This window comes from Singulisphaera chitinilytica (assembly GCF_049331405.1).
Lineage (GTDB): Bacteria > Planctomycetota > Planctomycetia > Isosphaerales > Isosphaeraceae > PoT.
The window spans coordinates 5,598,558-5,624,619 of record NZ_CP186274.1; the positions used below are offsets into that span (position 1 = coordinate 5,598,558).

General features: G+C 68.1%; 9 protein-coding genes. 8 read left to right on the forward strand and 1 reads right to left on the reverse strand.

Annotated features, from left to right (window positions below; translation table 11 throughout):
- The first annotated feature begins 507 nt into the window (after positions 1–507).
- The 8 genes from ACOYYX_RS22380 (at position 508) to ACOYYX_RS22415 (ending at position 24,572) form a co-directional block, all read left to right on the forward strand.
- Positions 508–16,806, forward strand: coding sequence for a PKD domain-containing protein (locus ACOYYX_RS22380; RefSeq protein WP_422923846.1), 16,299 nt, complete (start codon positions 508–510; stop codon positions 16,804–16,806).
- Positions 16,807–17,041: 235 nt separating this feature from the next.
- On the forward strand, positions 17,042–17,599 hold the full coding sequence (locus tag ACOYYX_RS22385; protein WP_422923848.1) for a helix-turn-helix domain-containing protein: 558 nt from the start codon (positions 17,042–17,044) through the stop codon (positions 17,597–17,599).
- The gene (locus tag ACOYYX_RS22390) at positions 17,596–18,378 is read left to right on the forward strand and encodes a transposase (protein ID WP_422923850.1); all 783 of its coding nucleotides are present in this window, start codon (positions 17,596–17,598) and stop codon (positions 18,376–18,378) included. Before ACOYYX_RS22385 ends, ACOYYX_RS22390 begins: the two co-directional genes overlap by 4 nt.
- Positions 18,379–18,754: 376 nt before the next feature.
- Positions 18,755–19,354, forward strand: coding sequence for a sigma-70 family RNA polymerase sigma factor (locus tag ACOYYX_RS22395; protein WP_422923852.1), 600 nt, complete (start codon positions 18,755–18,757; stop codon positions 19,352–19,354).
- Positions 19,351–19,965 carry a hypothetical protein gene (locus tag ACOYYX_RS22400; RefSeq protein ID WP_422923853.1) on the forward strand — a complete coding sequence of 205 codons (615 nt, stop codon included), beginning with the start codon at positions 19,351–19,353 and terminating at the stop codon, positions 19,963–19,965. The genes ACOYYX_RS22395 and ACOYYX_RS22400 overlap by 4 nt, the downstream gene beginning before the upstream one ends.
- A gap of 82 nt (positions 19,966–20,047) precedes the next feature.
- On the forward strand, positions 20,048–20,440 hold the full coding sequence (locus ACOYYX_RS22405; RefSeq protein WP_422923855.1) for a rhodanese-like domain-containing protein: 393 nt from the start codon (positions 20,048–20,050) through the stop codon (positions 20,438–20,440).
- 120 nt (positions 20,441–20,560) lie between these two features.
- Positions 20,561–21,799 carry a hypothetical protein gene (locus ACOYYX_RS22410; protein WP_422923857.1) on the forward strand — a complete coding sequence of 413 codons (1,239 nt, stop codon included), beginning with the start codon at positions 20,561–20,563 and terminating at the stop codon, positions 21,797–21,799.
- A 1,177-nt stretch (positions 21,800–22,976) separates the two neighbouring features.
- The gene (locus ACOYYX_RS22415) at positions 22,977–24,572 is read left to right on the forward strand and encodes a hypothetical protein (RefSeq protein ID WP_422923859.1); all 1,596 of its coding nucleotides are present in this window, start codon (positions 22,977–22,979) and stop codon (positions 24,570–24,572) included.
- A gap of 32 nt (positions 24,573–24,604) precedes the next feature.
- On the opposite strand, the gene ACOYYX_RS22420 is transcribed toward ACOYYX_RS22415, so the two are convergent.
- Complete coding sequence (locus tag ACOYYX_RS22420; protein ID WP_422923861.1) at positions 24,605–26,053, reverse strand: sigma-54-dependent transcriptional regulator; 1,449 nt, start codon at positions 26,051–26,053, stop codon at positions 24,605–24,607.
- Positions 26,054–26,062 lie beyond the last annotated feature (9 nt).

Genomic DNA, 26,062 nt, shown 5'->3' on the forward strand with positions numbered 1-26,062 from the left:
CTCGTCGCCGACTCATGTCGCGGTAGAGATAGCCGTCGTACGCTCGCGTCCTCCTTTTACACCCTGAATCTGGCAAACGAGACATTTTTGTACCTTCCTTATCGATTTACACCTTTTTTACTGTAAGATGTAAAGCTTACAGCGAGGTTAAGTCCTCCGCGATTCAAGAAGATACAGTGCGAGGTCTGCACCATTCCGTCGCGATGTAGCTCCCGGTGCGCGGAACGAGTGCAGTGTCCAGTGGTATTAGGTACGACAGGCTGCCCCGGCCAGCATGGTCGTGCGCACCGAGGTTGTGGCCTGGCAGCCGCCGTACCGACAGTTGCCTAATGCGGGTTCACCACGCTCCAACGTTTCCCGCCTCGGAAGCCATCTGCGTAACCGCAAGATACACAACCTCCCACGGCTCCGAATTTTGTCGGAACTCCCGGATCCGCAGCGATTGAAGCACCTACCTGGGCACGCCCGCCGATGTAGGTGCAGGCACCTTCTTCGTGGAGATTCTCAATGGGCCGTCCCTCCCACAAGGCTCGGAAATCGCTCCAGGTACGAAAACCGCTGCCTCGCCTGAACCGCGGCCTGCTCCATCTCGAATCCCTCGAAGATCGGCTCCTCCTCGCCGGCGGGTTGACCGCCAGCATCATTGATACGCCGACCGAGAAGTATGCCCTGATCAACCCCGCCTCCACCGAACCCATCAAGATCTTCGCCCAGAACGACGCCGCCAGCCTGCAGCTCTTCGACTTCTTCCGCGCCCCCGACGGCCAGGCCGTCTCCACCACGATCGAAGGCCGGATCGAGTCCGATGACCAGGAGATCACCGGGACATTCACGTTCGAGGAACTCAGCGGCCAGACGGGCGTCGGCGTGACCGTGTCGGATGCGGCCCTCACGTTCGGGAATGCAGTCGGCATCCAGTTCACCGGCGCCGGCGGCGCGATGGCCCTCGTCCCGAGCGGCCTGGCCGCCCGGATCACCACCGACAACGTCAGCGACGGCACCGGCCTGGAAGTCGTCGGGCTGCCCGGCCTGGGCCTCGCCTCGTCGAACTTCTCTTATGAGATCAATACGACGGGCGCGGACGTCGACATCGCGGTGCCGACCCCTCTGGGCACCGAGAATCTGACGCTCGACGACGGTACCGACCAGTTGGAGGGGGATGCGACCTTCACCGTCGGGGGCCCTGCCCCGGCCTTCACCGTCGGCGGCGAGTTCACCATCACCCGCGGCGACAACGTCCTGCTGATCGGCGGCGTCGGTGTCGCTCTCACCCTCTACGCCGGGCCGGTGAAGGCCATCACGCTGTCGAGCGAGACCGCCGACTTCACGCTCGGCCAGGATGAGGACGACAAGCCGACGTTCGCCCTGGTCGATGACAGCTTCACGGTCAGCGGCTTTACCTTGCTGCCGGGACAGGGCTTGCCGGGCATTTCCAGCGGCGGCGATCAACTAACCTTCTCCGCCTCGCTCGGTCCGATCGCGCTGGAGGAGGTTGGCCTCGTCATCCCGGCCCTGAGCTTCGGGACGGAGGGGCTGAGCGTCGATGTCGGGCTGTCGGCGGCTTCGGCCTCGCTCTCGTTCGCCAAGGAGGGAACCGAGGGGGAGTCGTCGGGCCTGATGAGCGCCGTCGCCGAGGACCTGACCGGCTCGTTCACCCTCGCGGGAGACGTCGATCCGGACACCGGGGAGATCACCAGCGTCGGCTCGACCGGGGCGTTCGTCTTCACCGCCGCCACGTTCGTCCTGGACGTCCCGGGTGTGCTGACCGCCACGGCCAACGGCGTCGCCATCACCTACGATCCGGAGGCCGGCGAGTCCCAGGAGATCCTCAGGGCCGATGACCTCACGCTCGCGGTGCCGAAGCTCAAGCTGCTGGGCGAATTGACGGGGTCGGACGACCTGCCGGGGCTGGTCGTGCGGACCGACGGCTTCGCGTTCGGCGCCGCGCGGCTCACGGTCGAGGAGACGGTGACTCTCGGTGCACTGGAGATCACGAACCCGTTCGTCGAGCTGGGCAACTTCCGCTTCAGCAACAGCGAGGGCGTGTCGCTCGACCGCTTCAAGATCGGCGCCGGTGGCATCGTCGTCGCGGCCGGCGGGTTCACGCTCACCGGCGAGGACGTGGCGGCCGAACTCGGCTTCGACGAGGCCGGCGCGGTCCAGAGCTTCACCTTCAGCGTCGGCACGCTCAACGGCCAGCTCGGCAGCCTGGTGACGCTCGACGCCACCGATGTCGAGCTGAACCCGACGGCGACCGGCTCCGCTACCTTGTTGTCGATCGGCACCGCCACCGCGACGGTCTTCATCGCCGCCGCCGACCTGACCTTGGCTGGCGGGGTAGGCGGCGTCGTCATCGCCGGCGACGGCACGGTCGCCGGCCCGGAGACGCTCTCCATCTCCGCCGACTTCGGGGCCGACGCCGGCACCAAGCTCAAGCTGCCGTCCTTCCTGCCGTTCAAGGTCGACACGCTGAGCCTCGACTGGGGCGACTTCGACGACCACCCCGACGAGTTCACGATCGCGCTGACCGCCAGCGTCAGCGGCACGATCGGCCCGCTGACGTTCAGCGGCGGCGTGGACAACATCGTGATCGACCCGTTCCGCCTGGCGAAGGGCGAGTTCCCGATCGTGGCGCTCGACGGCTTCTCCGTCGGGGTCTCGGGCGACCTCTTCGCCGGCCACGTCGAAGGGTCGGTCATCGGCGGCATCGTCAAGCTCGACGACGAGGGCAACGTCCTCGACGACGGCGAGACGAACTTCGCCAGCACCGTCTTCTACGCGGGCATCAACGGCGGGTTCCAGTTCGGCGACATGGGGGTCGAGATCCTGATCGGTTTCAGCGAGCGCGGCTTCCTCCAGGGATACCTGCGGGCCGACGTGCCGGTCACCCTGGAGCCGATCGCCGGCCTGACGCTCAGCGGCTTCCGCGGCGGCATCAGCTTCAACGCCACCCCCTTGCCGGTGCCGCAATCGCCCGATGAGTTGCTCGACCCGATCTTCCAGCCGAGCACCTCGCTGACCGCCGACCAGTGGCAGGAGCAGCTCAAGCAGCAGGTCGTCAACCAGGTCAGCGGCGGGAGCCGGATCTTCATCGTCGAGGACGACGTCAGCGCCATCGTCGACGAGCTGGACTCGGGCGAGATCGCCGCCGGCAGCACGCTCGCGGCGGCCTTCGACGACGCCGGGTATGCGGTCGCCGACGCCAAGGTGAGCGGCGAGGTGACGGAGCTCGAGGCCGGCTCCCTCTGGCAGGTCAAGTATCTGGGGGATACCTACCTGATCGAGCTGCGGGACGGCAAGCTCGACGTGACCAGTGCCCGCTTCATCACCGAGGACGACGCGCTGACCGACTCGCTCGGCGAGGGCGGCGCCGTCACCCAGCCGGTCCTCGATGCGTTCGCGGACCACGAGCTGGTGCTCAACGCCGGCGCCGTGGTGGAGGTGATCGCGCGGACGGGCACGACCCCGTCCAAGTGGAAGATCACCGACGGCGAGACGGTCTATTACGCGACGATCCGAGGCGACCGCCTCGCCATCACCGGCGGGGACACGGCCGCGGCCGACGCGGACGCCGTGGTGAGGATCGAGGCCGGGGCGACGCTCTACAGCACCTACGTCTCCCAGCACACGTTCCGGGCCGATGTTGATATCATCATCACGACCGACGGCAAGTTCGTGATCCTCGGCAAGGCGACGCTGGCGGACAACGTCTCGGTCGACCTGCGGTTGTTCGCCGACCTCAGCCAGGTGGACAAGGCCGATCCGACCGACCCGCTCAAGATGGTCTTCCTCGGCTCCTTCCCGGCGACCGACGGCGGCCCTTCGCTCGTGACCGTCAAGGGGCAGGCGACGATCGAATTCCTCGACGCGGCCGGCAATCTCGTCAACCCGGCTGTGACCGGGGTGGCCCCGGCCGCGTTCCGGTTCAACATCCTGGGGCGCGGCGAGGTCGGCATCTCCAGCTTCGCCACCGCCGTATTCGGCGGCGACGGCGGGCCTGACGGCGGCTTCGCCGAGCTCGACCTTCAGATCGCGAATACCCCCGACGCCACCTCCGTCGAGCTGAACGTCTCCGGCAGCCTGTCGATCGAGGGGCTCATCCCCGCCAGCAACCTCGTGAGCGCGGCCGGGCGGGTGATCATCTCGAAAGAAGCTAACGGGCCGGTCGAGATCATCGGGGCGGTGAAGCTGGATTTCACCACCGCGAACCCGGACCTCGCGTTCCTCCAGGACGCCGGCATCAGCGTCGACGCCTCCCTGCTGCTGGGGTTCAACACGTCCACCGGGACGCGAGACCTCGACTTGACGCTGCCGGGACGCGAGACGGAGACGCTCACGCTCGACGCCGCCTCGCTGATCCTCGAGGGCGAAGGGTCGTTGAGCCTCGGGCAGTCGGCGTTCGGGGTCGGTGCTCAGATCAGCTTCGACGGCGCGTTCAGCGCCCGCATCGTCGTGGACGCCCCGCTCCTCGTCCTCGAAGGCTCGGCCGCGCAGGAGCTGGATGGCGGGACCATCCCCCAGGCGATCGTCGACGGACTGGGCCTGAGCGACGTGGCCACGGTCAGCGCCCTGGTCGTGCCCGGGGCCGGTCCGCGCTGGAGGATCGACGACGGCACAAAGTCGTATTACGTGGTCACCCGCGGCGACCAGTTGGCCGTCGTCGACAATAGCCGCGCGGCGACCGACCTCACGGTGCGCGGCGACAACGGCGTGGACCTCGATCTGTTCGTGGCCGGCCGCCTGGACGTGAGCGTGACGGCGGGCGAGGAGATGAACCTCCTGAGCCTGGACGCGGTCGGCGTGCTGGCCCTGCGCGACCTCGTCGGGGTCGTGGACGGTACCCCGATTGCTCCGCAAGTCGTGGGCCGGGTGGACCTGCTCGTCTCGGCCGGACTGCAGGGCGTCGCCGAGGTCGAGGGATCGGCCCAGTTGCTGATCAACACGCTCGGGCAGGCGTTTACTTACGCGATCCCGGACCGGCTCCAGGACCGCCTCCAGAAGATCCAGGATCGGCGCGAGAATGCGGGAGGCCTGACCCTGCCGCTGCTCCCGGTGGCCAACGGCCAGTTGTCGGTCGTGGTGCCGGGCCACGCAACCCTGCTCGACGGCACGCCGCTGGCGGACGGGCCCTATTTCGTGCTCCAGTTCGGCGACCCGGACGAGACGACCCCGCCGGGCGGTAGCACCGACCCCGACGGCGACGGCCTGGTGGACGTTAGCATGACGATCGCCGACGCGTTCCGGCTCGAGGGGGATTTCCGGATCCTCGTCGCCGCCTCCGCGTTCGAGCTGGACGTCTCCGCGAATGCCTCGCTCTCGGTGCCGGGGGCAGAAAGCCTGCTCAACGGCGAGGTCACCGGCCGGCTCCGGATCAATTCCGACGGGCTGATCGGCTATATCGCCCTGCAAGGCAGCCTGGACATCCCGCAGGTCGACCTGGGTGCCGGGGTCGAGATCTACCTCGGCGTGAATACGACCTCGACGGCGTCCACCATCCAGTTCCAGAACCCGAACCTCGACGACCAGGCACTCCCGGCCCACTCGGGCATCCTGTACGTCGGCGGCAACGTCGATATCGCCGGCTTCGGCCTGGACGGCTCCTTCAGCCTGCTCGTCGGGGCGGATTCGCTGGAGATGGAGATCCATGCCGGACTCCAGTTCTTCGACGCGACCGCCTTGCGCGTCGACGGGACCGCCGGCATCTACTACGGGGCGAACCCGGGCCTCGTGCTCAACACTGCCCTGACGCTCGGCGGGACCACCTCGAGCGGGGCTCCCATCCCGTTCGGCGTCGCCGGCATCTTCCAGGCGAGCGCCCAGTTGTCGCTCTCGATCGACACCCGCGTCGGGTTCGGCGAGATCGCGATCAAGAACCTGGATTTGCGGCTGCTCAGCGTGATCACCCTCACCGGCGATGCCAGCATCAGCGCCGGCTTCGATCCCATCACCGGCGAGCAGTTCTTCCGCGTCGGGGGGAGTTTCTCCGCCGACCTGTTCGGCCTGGCGACTGTCAGCGCCAGCGGATTCTTCGACTCCCGCGGACTGTTCGACGTCGACATCAACGGCCGGATCCTGCTGGGGACCGACGACTGGGGCATCCGCGCGAGCGTCGCCTTGCATGCCAGCTACCTGCCAAACGCATCCGGGGTCAAGACGCTGAACTTCGGCGGCAGCGCCTCCGGCGAGGTGCGGGCGGCCGGCATCACGCTGGTGGGAGCCGGGATCGGCATCGACTACAACGGCTCGAGCGGCAAGGCCACCGCGATGGCCGATGTCACCATCCTGGGGATCACCTACGACGTCGATTTCACCCTCGGCTACTTCCTGCTCGGTTCCGAGACCGACCCCCGGCTCGGCCAGCTCTCCAACGGCGTCTTGACGCTCAACGTCGGTGCCCTCGGGGTGAACCGCAACGTCGGCAAGAAGGCCAGCGTCGCCGAGGCGGATGAGGCGTACACCCTGCAGTCGCTCGGGGCGAGCACGAGCGGGCCCGGCGAAGACATCATCCTGCGGGCGTTCGGGGCCTCCCAGATCTTCCGCAACGTCACCTCCGTCAACGCCGACTTCGGCGGCGGCAACGACGAGTTCCGCGTCATCGTCAACTCGAGGCAGCCCGTCGACCCGGGCCTGCCGATCGTGATCGACGGCGGTGCCGGCAACGACATGTTCATCAACGAGTCGGCCGCCGCGGTCACATTCCGCGGCGGTGCCGGCAACGATGTTCTCGTCGGAGGCCCCGGCGCCGACCGCCTGGAGGGCGAGGGCGACGACGATTTCCTGTTCGGCGGAGGCGGCTCGGATGTCCTGCTCGGCGGGGCGGGGATGGACCGCATCACCTGGAACGCCGGCGATGGCCAGCCGACCACGATCGACGGCGGCGCGGACGCGGACACGCTCACGGTCAAGGGCACCGACGCGGCCGACACGATCACCGTCAGCCCCGACGGCGTCAACGTGCGGGCGAGGGTCTCCGGCACGACGAACGACGAGGTCGTCGGAGCCGGGTTCGAAACCCTGGCCGTCAATGCCCGTGGCGGGGCCGACCTGATCTTCGTCAACGACCTGACCGGGACGAGCATCACGACGGTGGCGCTGAACCTCGGCGACATCGAGGGCAATCAGAGCAGCACCGGCACCACCACCTCCGTCACCTCCCGCGACGACGGCGCAGTGGACACCGCCGTCGTCAAGGGGACGAGCGGCAACGATACGTTCGGGATCGACGCCAACGGCGGCCTGGTCCGCGTCACCCGAAGCGGCTCGGCGATGGTGACACTCGCGGGCATCACCGCCGGCCTCGATCGGTTGCGTATCGAAGGACTCGCCGGCGCCGACACGATGACCCTCGCCGGGCCTCGCAACGGCACCTCGGCCGGCGAACGGATCAAGATCCAGCTCGACGGCGGGGACGGGGCCGACACCTATCGCACGCCGATCGGCGGGGCCAACTTCGACGGCGACGGAACAGATAAGGCCGTGTTCACCGTCGTCGACGGCGATCCGACCGCGATCACCCTGACCGCGACCCAGATCAGCTCCGGCGGCGTCGCGACGCTCTATGCCGGGCTGGCGGAGGTCGCCATCGAGGCGGCCGTCGCGACGGCGATCACCGTCGAGTCGACGCACGCCGCCGCGACCCGGATCGCCCTCGGGCCCGTCGACAGCCTGGTGACAGTGAAGGCCACATCCGGCCCCTTGAGCGTGAACGCCAGCACCGCCACGCCGGGGCCGAACGGCGACCGGCTCGTGATCGACCAGACGGGCTCGTCGGTCCCCCGGGTCGGGGCGATGACGGCGACGCATTTCAGCGGATTCGTCGACGTCACCTATAGCGGGTTCGAGAGGATCGACGTCAACCTCGGCGGCGGCAGCGACGTCTTCACCATCGATGGCACGCCGGCCGGCCCCGCCCTGACCCAGATCAACAGCGGCGGCGGATCCGACGAGATTCATGTCCGCGCGGTCGGCGGCCTGACGACCGTCAACGACCCGACCGATCCGGGCAACGCGGCCGACAGACTCTACGCCGATTTCCGCAACCCCGGCGCACTGACGGGCTCGCCGTTCGGCGACAATCTCAGGTTCACCGCCGGGAAGGTCGTCGTCACCGACATCTCCAACTCGACGACGCCCGTCGCCTGGGCCTATCGCGATGGCCGCGTCTACGTCGGCACCGTCGAGGTGTTCAACACGATCGACACGCCGACCCTGTTCAACCTGGCCGGATCGCTCGTCGACGCGCTGACGGTGGAGGACACCGTCGACGTGCTGCAGCGGATCAACGTCGACGGGGCGCGAGTGCGGATCACGGAGGGGGCGAACGTCCTCTCGTTCAATAATATTCGCAACTTTAATGGCTTCAACTACGCCGTCCAGGTCGACGGGCTGGCGGGGGTCAGCAGCATCGCGGTCAGCCCGGATGGGAACTACCTCTACGCCGCAAGCCAGCAGGACGGCGCATTGACCGTGTTCAGCCGCGACCCCTGGAGCGGGTCTCTGACGTTCGTGCAGACGTTGAAGGGGAGCCCGGACAGGATGCAGGGGCTCATCGCGGCCGATGCCGTCGTCGTCAGCCCCGACGGCAAGAACGTCTACGTCGGCAGCCTGATGGGAGTAGTCCTCTCGTTCGAGCGCGTGCCGTCGACCGGACGGCTCGTGTACCGCGGCGTCTATCAGGATGTCATGGGCATCACCGCGCTGGCGATCGCGCCTGATGGCAAGAATGTCTATGCCACCACCACCGTCGAGGTGGTCCGGCTCGATCGCAACACCGCGAACGGGGCACTCACGTTCGGGGAGCGTCGGTATTTCGGGACCGTCGGATACAACGCCATCGCCATCAGCGCCGACGGTCGCACCCTCTTCGCCACGGGCAACGCATTGGACGGCATCCACCTGCTCGATGGCGGCAAGCTGACTTCGCCAGGCGACGGCTCGGCCGCCCCGGCGGATCACGTCTCCGGCCAGTATACGGACGTGGCGATCGGGGCCAACAACACGGTGTTCGCCAGCCGAGTTGGCGGGATCGACAGCTTTACGTATAACGATTTTTCGCTATTCTGGACGGGGACCACCGCCCTGCCCAACCCTGCGCAGCCGGCGACCGCCACCGCCGTGGCCGTCAATCCGTTCGGCAATCAGGTGGTCGCCTCATACGACGTCAACAGCGTGCCCGTGCTGCCGCCGGTGAGGTTCCTGCGTCTCGACAACTTCCACGTCATCAACCCGAACGACGATTCCTCGGGCGACGAGCCCTACATCGATGTCAATGGCCAGCGTATCTACACGGGCCCGCAGAACGGAGCCGGCGCAGGCGCGACCGTTGACCTGACGGCCTATTACAATCGAGTCCTCACAACCGATGCCACGGTCGTCGTCCGCGAGGAGGACTCCATCGTCGATGAACCGGTCGGCGCGCCTTTCACGATCGGTGTCAATAGCTCCCCCGGGACGTATGTCGTCACATTGACCACCGTGGATGGCTTCGGCACGGAGTTCATCCGCTATCAACTGACCTACACCATCTACGACGTCCCCATCCCCACGCCGACCATCAGCCCGATCGTCTCGTTCAACACCTCCTTCGGTCAGCTCGTAAACCCGCAGCAGATCAATCTGCCGGGGGTGCGTTCCCTGGCGGACCTGGAATTCGGCCCCGACGGCCAGCAGTATTACGGCGCGAGCTTCGACAACGGTTGGATCACTCAGAACGACCAGGTCGCCGCCTACGAGGGCCAGTGGCAGTTCGCGACGACGACGGCCGCCACGCAGCGTGACGACATCCAGACTACCCTCAGCCCCGACGGCCGACACGCCTACTCCATCAGCACGAAATTCGGCGTCCTCACCGTCGCCGACGTCGACCCGTCGAACGGCGCCCTGGGCGACGCCAAGCAGGTGATCCCGGCCGGCCTGACCGATGGGGCCTCGGTCGCGATCAGCCCGGATGGCAAGAACGTCTACGTCACCAACCCGGCCGAGGACTCGGTCTCCGTCTTCATCCGCGACCCCAACTCCGGCCAGTTGTTCCTCGACCAGGTATTCACCGACGGCATCGACGGCGTCGATGGCCTCGACGGGGCGCGGTCGCTCGCGGTGAGCGCCGACGGCAACCGGGTGTTCGTCGCGGGGTACGACGAGAACGCCATCGCGGTCTTCTCTCGCGATCCCAACACCGGGAGGCTCACCTACTCGTCGAGCTTCACCGACACCGGCCTCGTCGGGCCGTCGAGCCTGACGACCGGCGCGGAGGGCCAGCTCTACGTCGCCAGCGTCGGCACGGGGAAGCTGTTCTGGCTCGCCGATGGTCCCACCCTCTCGGTCCTCGGCGTCTCGAGCAACGGCGTAGGGGGCGTAACGGGGATGTCCAACCCCGTCGCCATCGCCCTGAGCCCGGACGGTACGTCGCTCTACGTGACGAGCAAGCTGGATTCGTCCGTCGTCGCCTTCAAACGCGATCCGGGCACCGGAGCCCTGAGCTTCGTCCAGTCGCTCCGCGACGGCAGCGGCGGCGTCCAGGGGATCGATGGGGCGGTCAAGGTCATCGTCAGCGGCGACGGGAAGTACGTGGTCGTCGCGGGGGGCACCGACACCCTGGCCGTCTTCGGCCGAGATCCGTCGACCGGAGCCTTGACCGTCCTGCAACAGCTCCGCGACGGCTCCGCCGGGATGACGGGGATCGACGGCGTCAGCGACCTGGATTTCAACGGCGGTCGGCTCTATGTCTCGAGCGCCGGCTCGATCTTCGGATCCGGCGGCGTGGCGGTCCTCAACGTCGCCGCCAACACGCCGCCGCCGAGGACCTACGACGTCTCGTTCGACGGCGTGGAGAGCCTGACCGTGCAGTCGGCCGGCGGCGGCGACATCGTGAACGCCGGCGAGGTCGCGGTGCCGTTCACGCTCAACACCCAGGGCGGGGCCGATTTCGTCACCCTGCGCAACACCGGGGCCGGCAAGGCCACCACGGTGAACCTCGGCAACGACGGCGACACGCTCGACCTGCTGAGCACCGGCGACAACTCGACGACGACGGTCAACGGCGGCGACGGCGGCGATACGATCCGCCTCTATGCCAACGGCACCGGGGCCAGCACCACGCTCAATGGCGGCGACGGCGCGGATCAGATCCTGGTCGACGGGGCGAGGCTCCGGTCCCAGGTGACGGTCAACGGCGACGCCCCGAACGCGGGCGATACGCTGACGTTCGACGCCCACGGCCAGACCACCGACCCCGGCGCCCCGCAGCCAAACGCCGGCTCGGTGAAGATCAGCGCGGCCGACTTCGGCGTGACGTATGCCACGATCGAGCAGATCAACATCCTCGGCAGTCCGACGGCCGATGCCGGCGGCTCGTACACCATCGCCGAGGGGGGCTCGCTGAAGCTCGACGGCTCTGCCTCACTCATCCCGGCCGGGCACACGGTCGTCTCTTACGAGTGGACCGTCGGCGACCGCGCGATCACCGGCTCCTCCCCGGAGACGCTCACCTGGGACGACCTCGTCGCGGCCGGCATCGCCGACGACGGCACGTATACCGTGACGTTGAAGGTCACCACCACGCTCGGCGGCCAGACATACTCGAACACGGACGTCGCCACGCTGACGGTGACCAACACCGCCCCGACGCTGAGCCTGTCCGGCGCCGGGACGGTGGAGGTCGGGTCGCTCTTCACCCTCGGCCTGGCGTCCGTCGACCCGGGAACCGATGCCGTCCACACCTGGACGGTCAACTGGGGCGACGGCTCTCCGGCCGAGACGTTCAACGGCACCCCGGCGACCGCCACTCACATCTACACCTCGGCCGCGAGCCGCACCATCAGCGTCGTCGCGATGGACGAGGATGGCTCGTATGGCCCGGTGACGAAGGCTCTGGTCGTCGCCGGAGCCCGCGCCCTGAGCGGGCCGGCCACGGTGAATGAAGGCTCCAACTATACCCTCACGCTCGGCCGGGGCGTCGCCGGCCTGCCGGCCATCGCGAGATGGGCGATCAACTGGGGCGACGGCAGCCCCTTGCAGACGGTCGCCAACGACCCGACGACCGTGAGCCACGTCTACGCGGGCGACGGGAGTTACACGATCTCCGCAGTGGCGCTCGACGTCTCCGGCATCCTGCACCCGGCCGGCAACACGCTGGGCGTGACGGTCCTCGACGTGGCACCGGTCGTCACCCTGAGCCAGTCGTCGCCGGCGCCCGTCGAAGGAAACCCGACGCGACCGCTGATCCTGAACGTACAGGTGACCGACCCGGGCAACGAGACGGTCACAGGCTATGTCGTGAGCTGGGGCGACGGGACCACGTCGATCGTCAAGGGGACCGACCAGCCCCCCCTGCACATCTACGCCGACGCCGCCACCTATCAGGTGACCGTGACCAGCCTCACGAACAGCGACGGGACCTTCGCGAATCCGGCGGCCCCGCTGGGCGTCGTCGTGGCCGATGTCGCTCCTCGGATCATCTCGCTGACGGTGGCCCCCTCGCCCGGCGAAGAAGGCGGGACGGCCCATGTCAGCACGCTGGCCGTCGGCCCGATTCAGGGGAGCGACACGCTCACGTTTGCGTGGGCGGTCACCGGGCCGAACGGCTATTCGCGGACGTTCACCGGCACGGTGAACCCGGACGGGGCAGTCCTGCCCGACGACCCGGCTACGTTGTTCCCCACGCTCCCGGCTGAGTTGCTCGGCCAGGCCCGGGCTTATCCCGGCTCGTTCGACTTCGTCACGCCGGATAACGGCCGCTACGTCGTCACCCTGACGCTCAGCGATGACGACGGCTCCACGGTGAGCCAGTCGGCCGAGTTGATGGTCGCCAACCTGCCGCCGCGCATCACCACGTTCGTCGTCCCGACGACGGGCACCGAGGCGCAGCCGATCACCCTGGCCGCGACCGCGAGCGACCCCGGCGGCTCGGCAGACCCGCTGACGTACCGCTGGAAGGTGACGAATGTGCGTACCGGGATTGTCCTCACGCTCGACGGCCCGACGGTGAGCTTCGTCCCCGACGGCGGGGCCCACAGCGTCGAGCTGACCGTGAGCGACGGCGACGGCGGCCAGGAGATCCGGACGGCGTCGATTGCCGTCGCCTCCCTCGCCCCCGAGATCGTCGCCGGCTCCATCCAGGTCCCGACCACGGCGAACGAAGCGGCAACGGTCTCCTTCGCCGTCGCCGGGCTCGACAACAACGGAAGCGCAAGCGGCCTCCGCTACGCGTGGACGGTCCTCGGCCCCGGCGGCAGCGTCGCCAGGCTCGCCGGGGCGACCGTGCCGTTCACCTTCCCCGACAACGGCATCTACCTCGTCTCGGTGACGATCACCGACGACGAGAACCAGTCGACCACCTCCGACCCGATAAGCGTGACGGTCGCCAATCTGAACCCGACCATCGACAGCGTCGATGCACCGACCAGCGGAACCGAGGGCGTCCCCCTGCACCTCTCCGCGACGGCCAGCGACCCGGCGGGGGCCGTCGACCCGGTCTCGGCAATCTGGACCTTGACATCTCCGGGCGGTGCAAAGACCTATCTTTACGGCAACGCGGCCACCTTCACGCCCGACGATAACGGCACCTATCAGGTCAGCCTGACCGTGCGGGACGACGACGGCGGCTCGACAACACGCGACCTGGCTCCCGTTGTCGTCGCCAACGCCAACCCGACCCTCGGGTCGATCGTGGTGCCGACAGGTCCTCTCTTCGAGGGAGATACGGTCGCCTTGAGCGTCAGCGGCAATGATGTCCCCGGCGACCTGACGTCCCTGATCTACACCTGGACGATCACCACCCCCGCCGGCGACACGATCACCCTGACCGGCCCCGCCGTGAGCTTCCCCACCGACGATAGCGGCACATATGCGGTCCGCGTCGATCTGGCCGACGGCGACGGCGGCACGGCCTCCCGGACGACCAGCGTGACGGTGGCGAACCTCGATCCGACGTTGCGATCCACCACCGTCCCGACCACGGGGTACGTCGGCCACGAGGTCGCCTTGCTGGCCGACGCGACGGATGTCGCCGGCGACCTGGCGGATCTGGTCTACACCTGGACCATCGCGCCGCCGACGGGCCCGGACTTGATCGTCACCGGCTCCTTGGCGAGCTTCACCCCGGCCGCAGCCGGCCGGTATGGCGTCACGCTGATGGTGACCGACGGCGACGGCGGCCAGGTCACTTCGGCCCAATCCGTGGTGGACGTGAAGGCGACGCCGATCACCATCGGTCGGGTGAACGTGCCGACGACCGGCCAGGAAGGTTCGCCGATCAACCTGAGCGCCATCGCCACCGACGCCCTCGGTGGGCCGCTCACCTTCACCTGGACGTTAACCCCGGCCACGGGACCGGCCATCACCCTGGTCGGCCGGGATGTGACTTTCATCCCGACGGACAATGGTTCATATGCGGTATCGTTGCGGGCGAGCAACGACAACGGCGAGGCGACCGCCTCGGCCGGGACGATCGCCGTCGCGAATGTCGATCCCGTGCTGACGAGCCTGAGCTGGCCCGACCGTGCATTAATCGGCTCCGCAGTCAGCCTCCGGGCCCAGGCCTCCGACCCGGCCGGCGCCGCCGACCCGCTCACCTACGCGTGGACGGTGACCCGCCCCGACGGCACGACATTCACCATGTCGGGCCCCTCCGCCGGATTCCTCGCCGACCAACTCGGGTCATACGGCCTGAAGCTTGTCGTCAGAGACGGCGATGGCGGCCAGGTGACGGCCCAGAAGCTCCTGGCAGTCCCCAACGCCCCGCCGGTGGCGAACGCAGGGGGCCCCTACCTGATCAACGAGGGGGGCTCGCTGACCCTCGACGCCACCGCGACGACCGACCCCAACCAGTCGGCGAGCACCCTCAAGTACGAGTGGGACCTCAACGGCGACGGCATCTACACCGACGCCACCGGCTCCAAACCCACGCTGAGCTGGGCACAGCTCCAGGCGCTCGGCCTCGATGACGGCCCGGCCACGTTCAACGCTCGCGTGCGAGTCACCGATGATTATGGTGACTTCCACGTCGCGTCAGCCCTCGGGAAGATCGCCAACGTCGCCCCGGTGCTCACGAGCCTGACCTGGCCCGATCAGCTCGTGCTGTATTCCCTGGTCAACCTCCAGGCCTCGGCAACCGACGCGGCGGGCGATGCCGATCCGCTCACCTATTCTTGGACGGTCACGCGTCCCGATGGCTCCACGTTCTCCCTCTCGGGGCCATCGACCCAATTCATCGCCGATCAGCTTGGAAATTTCGGCCTGAAACTCGTGGTCGCCGATGACGACGGCGGCCAGGTCATCACCCAGAAGCTTCTAAACATCTTCAACCCCGTGCCTGTAGCAAATGCGGGGGGCCCCTACCTGATCCACGAAGGCGACTCACTCAACCTGGACGCGAATGCGACGACGGATGCCAATCAGCCATCGAGCACGCTCAAGTATGAGTGGGACCTGAACGGCGACGGCATCTACACCGATGCGATCGGCTCGAATCCGACGTTGACCTGGGCGCAGCTCCAGGCGCTCGGCATCGACGACGGCCCGGCGGCATTTTCTGCCCGAGTCCGGGTGACCGATGAACACGGCGCCGTCGACATCGCCTCCGCCGCCTTCACCGTGCAGAACACCGCACCGACCGTCGCCTCGCTGATCTCCGACCATGGCAACCCGGGGGCTAACCCATCCCCCGATGGCGTCATCCGGATCTCCGGGACGGTGGCCGATCCCGGTCGGGACACCCACTTTGTCCGGGTCAACTGGGGCGACGGCTCGGCCGTCCAGACGTTCGCCGTTAACCCGGGGACGATGGCCTTCGACGCCGCCCACAACTACGCCACGGGGGGCATCTACAACGTCAACGTGGTCGCGGTGGATAGCGACTCCGCCGCGTCGCAGGCGGTCGCCACCAAGGCGGTCGTGAGCGGGATCGGGGTGGTGGATGGCGTCCTGTACGTCGTCGGCACCGAAGGTCGCGATAACATCAGGGTGACGGCCAGGAATAACGGCCTGCTGGAGGTGGACGCCCGGCTGAACGCCAACACCCGATCGGGCAACCGGAACCTCAGGCAGGCGTTCGGCAAGGCCGGCCTCTCGAGCATCGTCGTCGTCGGCTATGGCGGGAATGATGTCGTCAACGTGCAGACGGTCTCGATGCGCAACGGTCAGAGGTTCGCCGCCCTGGGCGCTTCGGTCCCCGCGATCGTGCTGGGAGGGGACGGCAACGACGACCTGAGGAGCGGGATCGGCAACAGCATCCTCGTTGGCGGAGCCGGCAACGACAGGCTCAACGCCGGGATCGGCCGCAGCGTCCTGATCGGCGGCCTCGGCCGCGACCGGCTGCAAGGCGGATTGGGCCAGGACATCTTGATCGGTGGATTCACGAACCACGACGAGAACCTCGTCGCCCTGGATCAGGTCCTCGCAAAGTGGGCCTCGCCCGGATCCTACGAGACGCGGGTGGGCGACCTCCTCTCGACCTCGCTGATCCCGGGCGTCACCGTCCACGACGACGGCGCGTCGGACGATATGAGGAATCAGCCGGGCCGCGACTGGTTCTTCGGCGACTTCCGCAGCTCGCCGGGAACTCGGGGCAAGGACGCCTTCGACCGGCGGGCCGGCGAGCGGCTCGACCAACTGCCCGTCGCGCCTCGGGAACCGGTTGTGGGAAGCCCCTGGCAATTCGCCGGCGGTGTCCGTTCATCCCGGATCCAGGCCCTGCAGTTCCGCCAAACCGAGCACCACCGCCCGGGGCTTCATCGCCTCGGCGGATGGGCCTCCATTCCGCGACGGCCGATTCAGGGTCTCAGCCATGGCCGGGGCCTCGGGCATTGAGACGTGTTTGGCTGCCATGACGAAGTCGAGATTCCGCCCGGGCCGCCGCGCACCGGGCGGGGTCATCGCGCCTTCTCCCAGAAAGCCCCTTGACCTCGTCGTGATGCGCATATCGAGCGGCTGCGCGGCACGAAAGACGTCGACTCCCGCCTAGTGGGTCATTTGGCTTGCTTATAGCCATAATATCCCTCTGATTGCTACAATCGGTGGCCTCCGTGACCCCTGGGAGGCCGCCATGTCCCGCCGCAAGAGCGATCCGCTCCGCGAGATGAGTTCCGCGGAGCAGCATTACCTCGCCCAACTGAGCCGATCCCAGACCGCCCCGGCCGTCGAGGTCACCCGCGCCAAGATCCTCCTGGCCGTCGCACGCGGCGACGACTACCAGGCCGCAGCCCTCTCCGTCGGCCGTCGCTCCGGCGACGCCGTCTCTCGACTCGTCGCCCGCTTCAATGCCGAGGGCCTGACGGCGCTGACGCCCCGGCACGGCGGCGGCCGGTCACCCGCCTATGATCAGGCGACTACGGGGCGGATCCTCGACGAGCTCGGGCGGACCCCGACCCCCGAAGCCGATGGCACGGACACCTGGTCGCTGAGCACGTCGCAAACGGCGTTGCGCGCCGCCCCCGATGGCCTGCCCACCATCTCGACCTATACCCTCTGGCGGGTGCTCCACGAGGCCGGCTACAGCCATCAACGCACCCGCTCCTGGTGCCCGACCGGCTCCGCCCTGCGCCGCCGCAAGGCGGGGACGGCGGCCGTCACCGATCCCGACGCGGCGCCCAAAAAAAGTTGATCGAGGAGGCCTATCGGCTGGGCGAGTCGATGGGCCTGTCGGTCTGGTGCGCCGACCAGGCCGGGCCGTTCCAGGCGGCCCCCTATCCCGGGCAGTCCTGGTGCCCCGAGGGGGAGCCGGTGCGGCAGCCGCGCGAGTACCTCCGCGATGGCACGGCCAAGGTCCTGACCCTGTTCCATCCGGCCGACGGGCGGGTGCGGATCGAGGGGGCGACGTCATGCCCGAACACGGTCTTGCACCCCTGGCTGAGGCGGGAGTCGGCCGCGATCCTCGCCGCCATGCCCGTCCTCCCGACGACCGACGCGGCCGGCCCCGGAGGGGCGCAGCTGGAGTGGGAGCGATGGCAAGAGGGCCTCATGATCAAGCCGACGTTGCCGGAGGAGCCGCCACCGCTGCGGATGCTCCTGATCCTGGACAACCTGGCCGGGTACAAGACGCCGGTATTCGTGTGCTGGTTGTTCGAGCATGGCATCATGCCGTTATATACGCCCGTGAGCGGGTCGTGGTTGAACATGGCCGAGAGCATGCAGCGGATCCTCAAGCGACGCGCCCTGGCGGGCCGGCACCCGAAGGACGTCGGCCAGATCGTCGCCTGGTTCGAGGCGGTCGCCCGGCACTGGAACGCGGCCCCGACGCCATTCGTGTGGGGCGGGCGGCGAGCCGCTCGGCGGCGGCGCCAGCGAGAGCGTCGCCACCGGGTCGGCGGCTCGGGGGCCTGCACCCGCGTGCCTCTTCGGCGGGCTGCGAGACCCACTTATGGCCACAAGCAAGCCAAATGACCCACTAGAACGGATCCTCGCACCTTTGTGTATTTGATCGGTCTCCTCTCATCAACAGCCAAGGAAGGCAATGCCGCCCGAATTGATGGAGGACCCGACGAGACCTTGAGTCTTGGGATGCGAGCTGCGAGTAGGCGACCTGGGTTAAATGGAGTGATAAACTTCCGGCCGAAGGGCCGCCAGACACCGGGGCGACCGTCGAGATTTTCTTGTCACATCGAGCCCGCTCGCGACAATTAGGGGCATGCACGACGGACGCCGCCGAGGAAATCTGGCCGCGAGCTCGACCCGTGGCCCGAAATTCGAGGCGGATTCTCCGGCGTGGCGAGAAGCCGGATCGACGACCGGCATCGATGCGGTCCTTCGGAGGAGCCATTTGCAACCGAGCCGCGACGCGACGCCTGACGTTGGGCCACGGGCCGGCCTCCTGCCGAGGCCGAGGGGGCCTGCACCGGCCGATGATCGCGTCGCCGCGCTGGAACTGCTGGTCCGGGAGCACGAGGCGGGGGTGAGGGCGTTCCTCCGGGCCCTGGGCGTGAATGCCGCCTGGGTGGATGATCTCGCACAGGAAACGTTCCTCGTCGCTTATCGCAGGCTGGACGACCGCGACGCCGAGCGCGATGCGGGCCCCTGGCTCCGGGGCATCGCCAGGCTCCTGGCGGCCAACGAGTTGCGCAAGGCCGGCCGACGTTCCCGGCTGATCGCCAGGGGGCTTGCCGGCCTCCTGATCGCCAGGGCCGAGCCCGACCGGGAGACGCCCTCGGCGGAGTGGATCGAGGCCATGCGCTCCTGCCTGCGGGACCTGCCCGAGGCCGCCCGCGAGCTGCTCATGCGGCGCTACGCCGACGACGAGTCGGCGGAGGCGATGGCGGCCAGGCTCGAGGTCCGGGCCGACGCCCTGAGGCAGAAGCTCCTGAGGCTCCGGCAGGTGATCAAGCAGTGCGTCGAACGCAAGACGGGGGAATCGTGGCGATGACCGAGGCCCGCTATCACGAACTGCTCGGCCGCCTGCTCGACGGCGAACCGTCCGAGGCCGACGCCGAGGAGCTGCGCAGGGAGCTCGAACGCGACCCGGGCCTCCTCCGCGACCTCGGCGACCAGCTCGCCCTCTCGGAGCTCATCGCCCACGAGCTTGATCCGAAGCGCTCGGCCGACGCCTTCTGGCAGGGGGTCAGGGCCCGCCTCGACGCCGGGACTCCCGCCGGGCAGGCCGGGCCCGCCTCGCGACGCCTCAAGCTGCGGCTGGTCGCGGCGATCGCGGCGTGCGCCCTGGCGGCGATCGGGATCACCGCGATCCGCCCGAGGAGGGGCGAGGGGATCGGCGGGATCCATCGGGTCTCGCTCCGGGGCGAGGTCGTCTGCGCCCACTGCCTGCTCCACCAGGAGAAGGACTGCCGGCCCGTCGTCCGCGTCCGGCAGGAAGACCGGGTCGAGACGATCACGCTGACCGACAACGCCGTCTTCCGAGACTTCTACCGAACCCAGGGATGCGGCCGGAAGCCGGTCCCCGTGATTGCCGAGGGGGTCATGCACGCCGGGGGGGGAAGCCCGCTCCTCGCCGTCACCCGCCTCGAGATCGTCCACTGACGCGCCCGCCGCGTCTCACCGCGCACCCGACTCGTCGTCGGCTGTTTCTGCATCGGATTTCGTCATCGAGACTGGAGAACGCATGCGTTACGCCATCGCCCTGACTGTCGCCCTCTTCGCCGGAGCTGGTGTTGTTCGCGCCGAGGACAAGACCTACCCGAACATCACGCACGAAGAGCTGCTCAAGGCCGTCGACGCCAAGAAGGTCACCCTCCTCGACGCCAACGGGACCGACTCGTACAAGGAAGGGCACATCCCCACCGCGATCGACTTCGAGACGCAGAAGGAAGCCCTCGCCTCCAAGCTGCCGGCCGACAAGTCCTCCCTGATCGTCGCCTACTGCGCCAACGAGCAGTGCACGGCCTACCGCTCGGCCGCCAAGGCCGCCAAGGAGCTCGGCTACACCAACATCAAGCACTACGCCAAGGGCATCATGGGCTGGAAGCGCACGGGCGCGAAGGTCGAGACCGAGTGAGCGAGCCGGCTTCGACGCTTTGATTGACCCGTCAAACGACCGGGCGGCCCAACGCGGCCGCCCGGCTCCATCGAGGCGAGCCCGGAGCGACGCGGGATGGTTCGACCGAGGGATCTGCAGATGAGACGATGGATCGCAGCCGCCCTGGTCGGCCTCTCGGGGCTCGTCGACAACGCCAGGGCCGAGGGGCCCGTCGGGGTCAACGACCCCATCCACGGCTACAACACCCTGCCGACGCGCGACCGCTTCGCCGCGTTCAAGGCCGACCTCGACGCCGGCCGGGTCGACCTCGACGCCAAAGATGAGCGTGCGCTGCTGGTGAGCCTCCTCCGCAGGCTCGATGTCCCGGTCAGCTCGCAGATGATCGTGACCTCGGCCACGAGCTTCCAGAAGACGATCATCTCGCCGAGACGGCCAAGGGCCCTCTACTTCAATGACGACACCTACGTCGGCTTCGTGCCGGGCGGCCAGATCGAGGTCATCTCGATCGACCCCGCGCGGGGGCCGATGTTCTATATCTTCAACCGCCACGTCTCGGGGAAGGTCCCGAGGTCCCGGCGGAGCGAGAACTGCCTGACCTGCCACGGGACCCCCGAGACGGGCGAGGTCCCGCAGCTCGTGATCGAGTCGGTCGTCCCCGGCATCTCCGGCGGCGGCGAGCGGGCCTTCCGGCGCGGCCTCAGCGGCCACGGCGTGCCGCTCGAGGAGCGGTTCGGCGGCTGGCTCGTGACCGACGCCCCCGACTTCACCCGCCATCAGGGGAACATCCTCATCGAGTGGTCGCAAGGCCGGGCCGAGGAACGCCCGATCCGACCCGGCGAGATGTTCGACATCGGCCGCTATCCGCTCCCGACCAGCGGGCTCCTGCCGCAGCTCCTCCACGAGCACCAGGCGGGCTTCATCAACCGGGCCGTCTCGGCCACGTACCGCACGCGGACGCTCCTGCACCAGCACGACGGCGACGAAGCGGCGGTGGCCACGGAGCTCGACGCCCTGGCTCGCGACCTCGTCCGCTACACCCTCTTCGCCGACGAGGTGCCGCTCCCGAAGGGGGGCGTGACCGGCTCCGACGAGTTCCGGGCCGACTTCCTCGCCCATCGCCGGGTCGCCTCCAACGGCGGCTCCCTGCGCGACCTTGACCTCAAGACCCGGCTCCTGACCCATCGCTGCTCGTACATGATTGAGTCGGCGGCCTTCGCGGGCCTGCCCCGGCCGCTCCGCAGGGCCTTCGAACGCGAGCTCGATCGCGCCCTCGACCCCGCCACCCCCGCGGCCGACTACGCCTACCTCCCCGACGCCGAGAAGGCAGCCATACGCCTCATCCTGTCCGAGACGAAGCCGAAGTCAAAGGCCGATTGAACATCCCGCCTCCAAGCCTTGCGATCTACGACGCGAACACCATGGAGACTCGCGAGCTAGTCTTGCGAGAGGGCTTAACTCGCTGAAGAGGCTGCATCTATCCCCATCGGCGGATGGACCTCACGGCTCAATGCGCGAGGCCCCGGCCACGGTTGAGCCCCTGAATCGGCCGCCGCGGAATGGAGGCCCATCCGCCGGCGCGTTGAAGCCCCGGGCAGTGGTGGTCGGTTTGGCGGACTTCGAAGAGAAAAAGGCCTCTCTCTGAGGGGGGGGGAGGAATCTCAGAGAGAGGGATACTTCGGGACGGGATTCAGGCGTCGAGTCGTCTTCCCTTCGCGGGTATTTCTCGGGGTTGCTGCGTGCCGTCCCAGCAACCGCTGGTCATGGTTCGGCTTTCGGGCGAGTCCGCCACCGAAGTGGCAACGTTGCCGTGGCCGGCCTGGCGATGCGCCTTACGGCCTTCGAACGGATGGAAGACGACCTCTCGCAAACCCTCCCTCGTCATCGACCGACTCACACGCCTGGGAGAGCAAGCGCGGAGGGCCCCAAACTCGGCATCTAGCATGGCCACAGCTAGCGCCTGCCTCCGTCACCATCGAGGACCGACCGTCGCGGGTCGGGGCCGGTTGACTCGCCGCCTCCGGAGATGCTAAACCAATTTTGCAAGAACCATGCCGGCGGCAAAAAGCGAAGAGCCGGGCACCGCGAGCTTCTTCATATCTCTTGCTTAAATAATCAGTTACGTCGCCAAGCTCTGAGATGGGTCCCCACCGCTCACACCCTTCGTTCAGGCGACAACGTCATGGCCGCATGGTCGAGCGGCGATCACTCTGGGCGTCACCCGGCCAAGTGGGCTCTCGCAGTCGAAGCCTCGCGATTGAACGTGGTTGCCGGCGGCATCCTCGCCCGCGGACACCCTGGCTGGCCGTTGCGCAACCAGGGTGGTCCGCGAGCGGCCAAAAGGGATAGCCCTCGCGCCTCGTCCGCCCGTCTGGGCATCGTACCCGATGGCCCGCGGCGACGACTCCCAAGTCGAACGTGGCCAAGGCTCTCTCAATGCAGAGAGGCGACGGGAAATCGCCCATTTCTCCAAGTGGCACGAAACTTGTCTATCTCCCCTGGACCTCCATACCTCCCAAGACCGGGACAATGACTGTCCGGCGTGGGGGAGGACGGAATGGAATCTCTCCTCTCGACGGGAGTCAGCATGCGCTTCGGATTTCAACTAATTCATGCGGTGGCATGGATTCCGATAGTCGTCATCGGTGCGTCCGGGGAAGTTTCGGCGGCCGAGAAGGTCCAGCCGATCCCTCTCGGGGGCGACCTGAATTATCAGAGCGGCGACCGCTACTACGGCGTCTACGTGCCGACGCGTCATGGCGGTACGCTCACGATCAAGACGAGCGCGGGCACGATCGAGACGCTGACCGGCCCTGATGGAAAGCCCCGCACCAATGGCCGGGAGGTCGGCGGGCAAGATGCCCACGGCTGGTACACGTTCCGGGTCTCGGGGGCGGGGGCGAACTCCTCCTACCGCGTCGAGACGGAATTCGTGCAGATCGGCCAGTCGGCTCGGATGCCCTGGAACTACTACTACTGGCCGACCAAGGGGGACTCGATCCACGAGCCCTGGAGCGGCGGCAACGGGGTCGTCGACACGCCGGGGCCGGTCGGCGACGACGTGCTGGTCGCCTCCTTCGGCTCGGGGATCGCGCCGGGGCAGGACATCATCCTCCCCGGGGCCAACGGCATCCTCGACACGAGGCCGGCCCCGGGGGATACGTCGACCTGGTTCCCCAACCTCTATGACGACCTGACCTGCGTCAGGGCCAACGGCACGCTCTATCAGAGCCCCGCGCCGCTGCTGAAGTACGACCAGCTCTTCGGCCTCTCGGCCCGCCCGTGGGAGGCGGTGTATAGCCAGACGCAGACCGTCCAGCGCTGGCCAGGGCACTGCCTCGGCGGCGCGGTGGCCTCGATCATGCTGAACGAGCCGACCCCGGCGCCCGGCACGGGCATGACCCGCGACGAGCTGAAGGCCCTCTGGGCCGAGCTGGGGGAGAACCACCTGAATCACCGGATCGGCGACAACGCCAACGGCATCCCGGCCGGACCGCCTCGCCCCGGCTTCGATCAGTGCGACCCCTACGTGCCGAGGTTCCACGCGGTCCTCGAGCGGAACATCCGCGCGCGTCGGATCGCCCTCCTGGCGAACCTGCGGGCCTTCCCGCCGAGGGGCGGCCCCGACGAGGTCTGGAACCACGGCGTCGGCAAATACGTCGCCCGCCTCCGCGCCATGCCGGGCGACGGCGAGCGCCGGGTCCGCGTCGACCTCGAGCTGATCGCGAACACCGGCTCGGACCTGAACGACCAGGATTCGAAGCCGCGGATCAACCGCTATGAGTACGTGGTCGTCTACGGGATCGATGGGGAGGTCGACGAGTCGGCCGGAGGCGCCTGCGACTGGATCTCCGCCGGCGGCGACGCGGTCTTCGCGCCGCTGAACCTCCTGGAGGTGGCCGAGAGCCGCTGGCAGGGGCACAACCCGATGGTCAACGAGGCGAACGTCCGGGCCCTCGACAAGGCCAACGGCGGCGGCCAGAGGTTCACCGGCGCGGCCCCCACGTTCCGCCCGGCGGCAACTCTCGAGGCGGGCCTCTCGTCGTACGCGCCAGGCTCCGGGGTCATGGGCGGCAACGGCGTCCCGCAGATCGCGGGAGGTTCCCCGAACACCCCGCGTCGGGCCTTGTTCCGGTTCTTCGGCCGCGACTGATCGCCCGATTTCCGCGAGGTCCGCGCCTTCGGCTAGCCGTCCGACCTGTCGTCGGGCGGCGAGACCGAACGCTCGATCGTGATGCCGAGGGTGCGGACCTTCGTCCTCAGGCTCCCGCGGGTGATCCCCAGGATCTTCGCCGCCTGGAGCTGATTCCCCCGCGTATGACGCAAAACGCGAGTGACCAGCGAGCGCTCCATCAAGGACAGCGACTCCGCATACAGATCCTGGGAGCCGGCTCGCAGGCGCTCGTCCAGGAACTCCTCCCAGTCGAAGCCCGCCGATCGAGGCCCGGCTTCCGGGAGTGCCTCCCCCCGGACCGCCGGGGGCAAAAAGTCCGCGAGCAGCACCGGCCCTTGCGCCCGGAGCAAAGCCTGGCGGAGCACGCTCTGGAACTCCCGGAGGTTGCCCGGCCAGGGATAGCGACGCAGGAGCTCGAGCACCTCGGGGGCCACCTGCGCGACTTCTCGTCCCATCTCCGGGCTGAACCGCTTGATGAAGTGGTCGACGAGCAGGTGCAGGTCGCCGGCCCGTTCGCGGAGCGGCGGGAGCGTGATCGTCACCACGCCGAGCCGGTAATACAGATCCTCGCGGAACTCCCCCACCGAGGCCATCAAGGCGAGGTCGCGATTGGTCGCGGCGATGATCCGGACCTCGGCCTGGATCGTGTCGCTCCCCCCCACTCGCTCGAACCGGCCGTCCTGGAGGACGCGCAGGAGCTTCGCCTGGGTCAGCGGGGTCATGTCGCCGATCTCGTCGAGGAAGAGCGTCCCCCCCGAGCATTGCTCGAACTTCCCGATCCGACGCCGGTCGGCGCCGGTGAATGACCCCTTCTCGTGGCCGAACAGCTCGCTCTCGAGCAGGGTCTCGGGGATCGCGGCGCAGTTGACCGCGAGAAACGGCCCCGCAGCCCGGCGGCTATGCTGATAGATGGCGCGGGCGACCAGTTCCTTGCCGGTCCCGCTCTCGCCCAGGACCAGCACCGCCAGGTCCTGCGAGGCCACCCGCCCGATCGCCTTGTAGACCTCCTGCATGGCAGGAGATCGGCCCACGAGCACGTCGACCGGCGTTCCCGCCGGCACGGATTCGTCGGGGACCACCGCGGGGACGCGCCCGAGGCGGCTGATCTCCGCGGCCTGCTCGACGAGGTCGCGCACCTGCTCCAGCTCCAGCGGCTTGAGCAGGTAGTCGAAGGCCCCTTGCTTGGTCGCCTCGATGGCCGTCTCGGTGGTCCCGTGCCCGGTGATGAAGATGACCGGGATCCTGGCGTCGATCGCGCGGATCTTCCGGTAGACATCCAGGCCGTTGGCGTCGGGCAGGTTCAGGTCGAGCACGACGACGTCGGGCTTCTTGTCCGAGACGAGGGCGAGCCCTTCCTCGGCGTTGGGGGCCGTCAGGAGCTCGTCATCCGGGTCGCCGAACGCCCGGCGGAAGGCGTGCAGGATGGAGGACTCGTCATCGATCACCAGGATACGGGGCATACCGAACTC

Excerpts from the sequence above, each read along its gene's own strand:
- ACOYYX_RS22380 (WP_422923846.1), top strand. The coding sequence starts at position 508 with ATGGGCCGTCCCTCCCACAAGGCTCGGAAATCGCTCCAGGTACGAAAA.
- ACOYYX_RS22410 (WP_422923857.1), top strand. The coding sequence starts at position 20,561 with ATGAGACGATGGATCGCAGCCGCCCTGGTCGGCCTCTCGGGGCTCGTC.
- ACOYYX_RS22415 (WP_422923859.1), top strand. The coding sequence starts at position 22,977 with ATGGAATCTCTCCTCTCGACGGGAGTCAGCATGCGCTTCGGATTTCAA.
- ACOYYX_RS22420 (WP_422923861.1), bottom strand. The coding sequence starts at position 26,053 with ATGCCCCGTATCCTGGTGATCGATGACGAGTCCTCCATCCTGCACGCC.
- ACOYYX_RS22400 (WP_422923853.1), top strand. The coding sequence starts at position 19,351 with ATGACCGAGGCCCGCTATCACGAACTGCTCGGCCGCCTGCTCGACGGC.
- ACOYYX_RS22385 (WP_422923848.1), top strand. The coding sequence starts at position 17,042 with ATGTCCCGCCGCAAGAGCGATCCGCTCCGCGAGATGAGTTCCGCGGAG.
- ACOYYX_RS22405 (WP_422923855.1), top strand. The coding sequence starts at position 20,048 with ATGCGTTACGCCATCGCCCTGACTGTCGCCCTCTTCGCCGGAGCTGGT.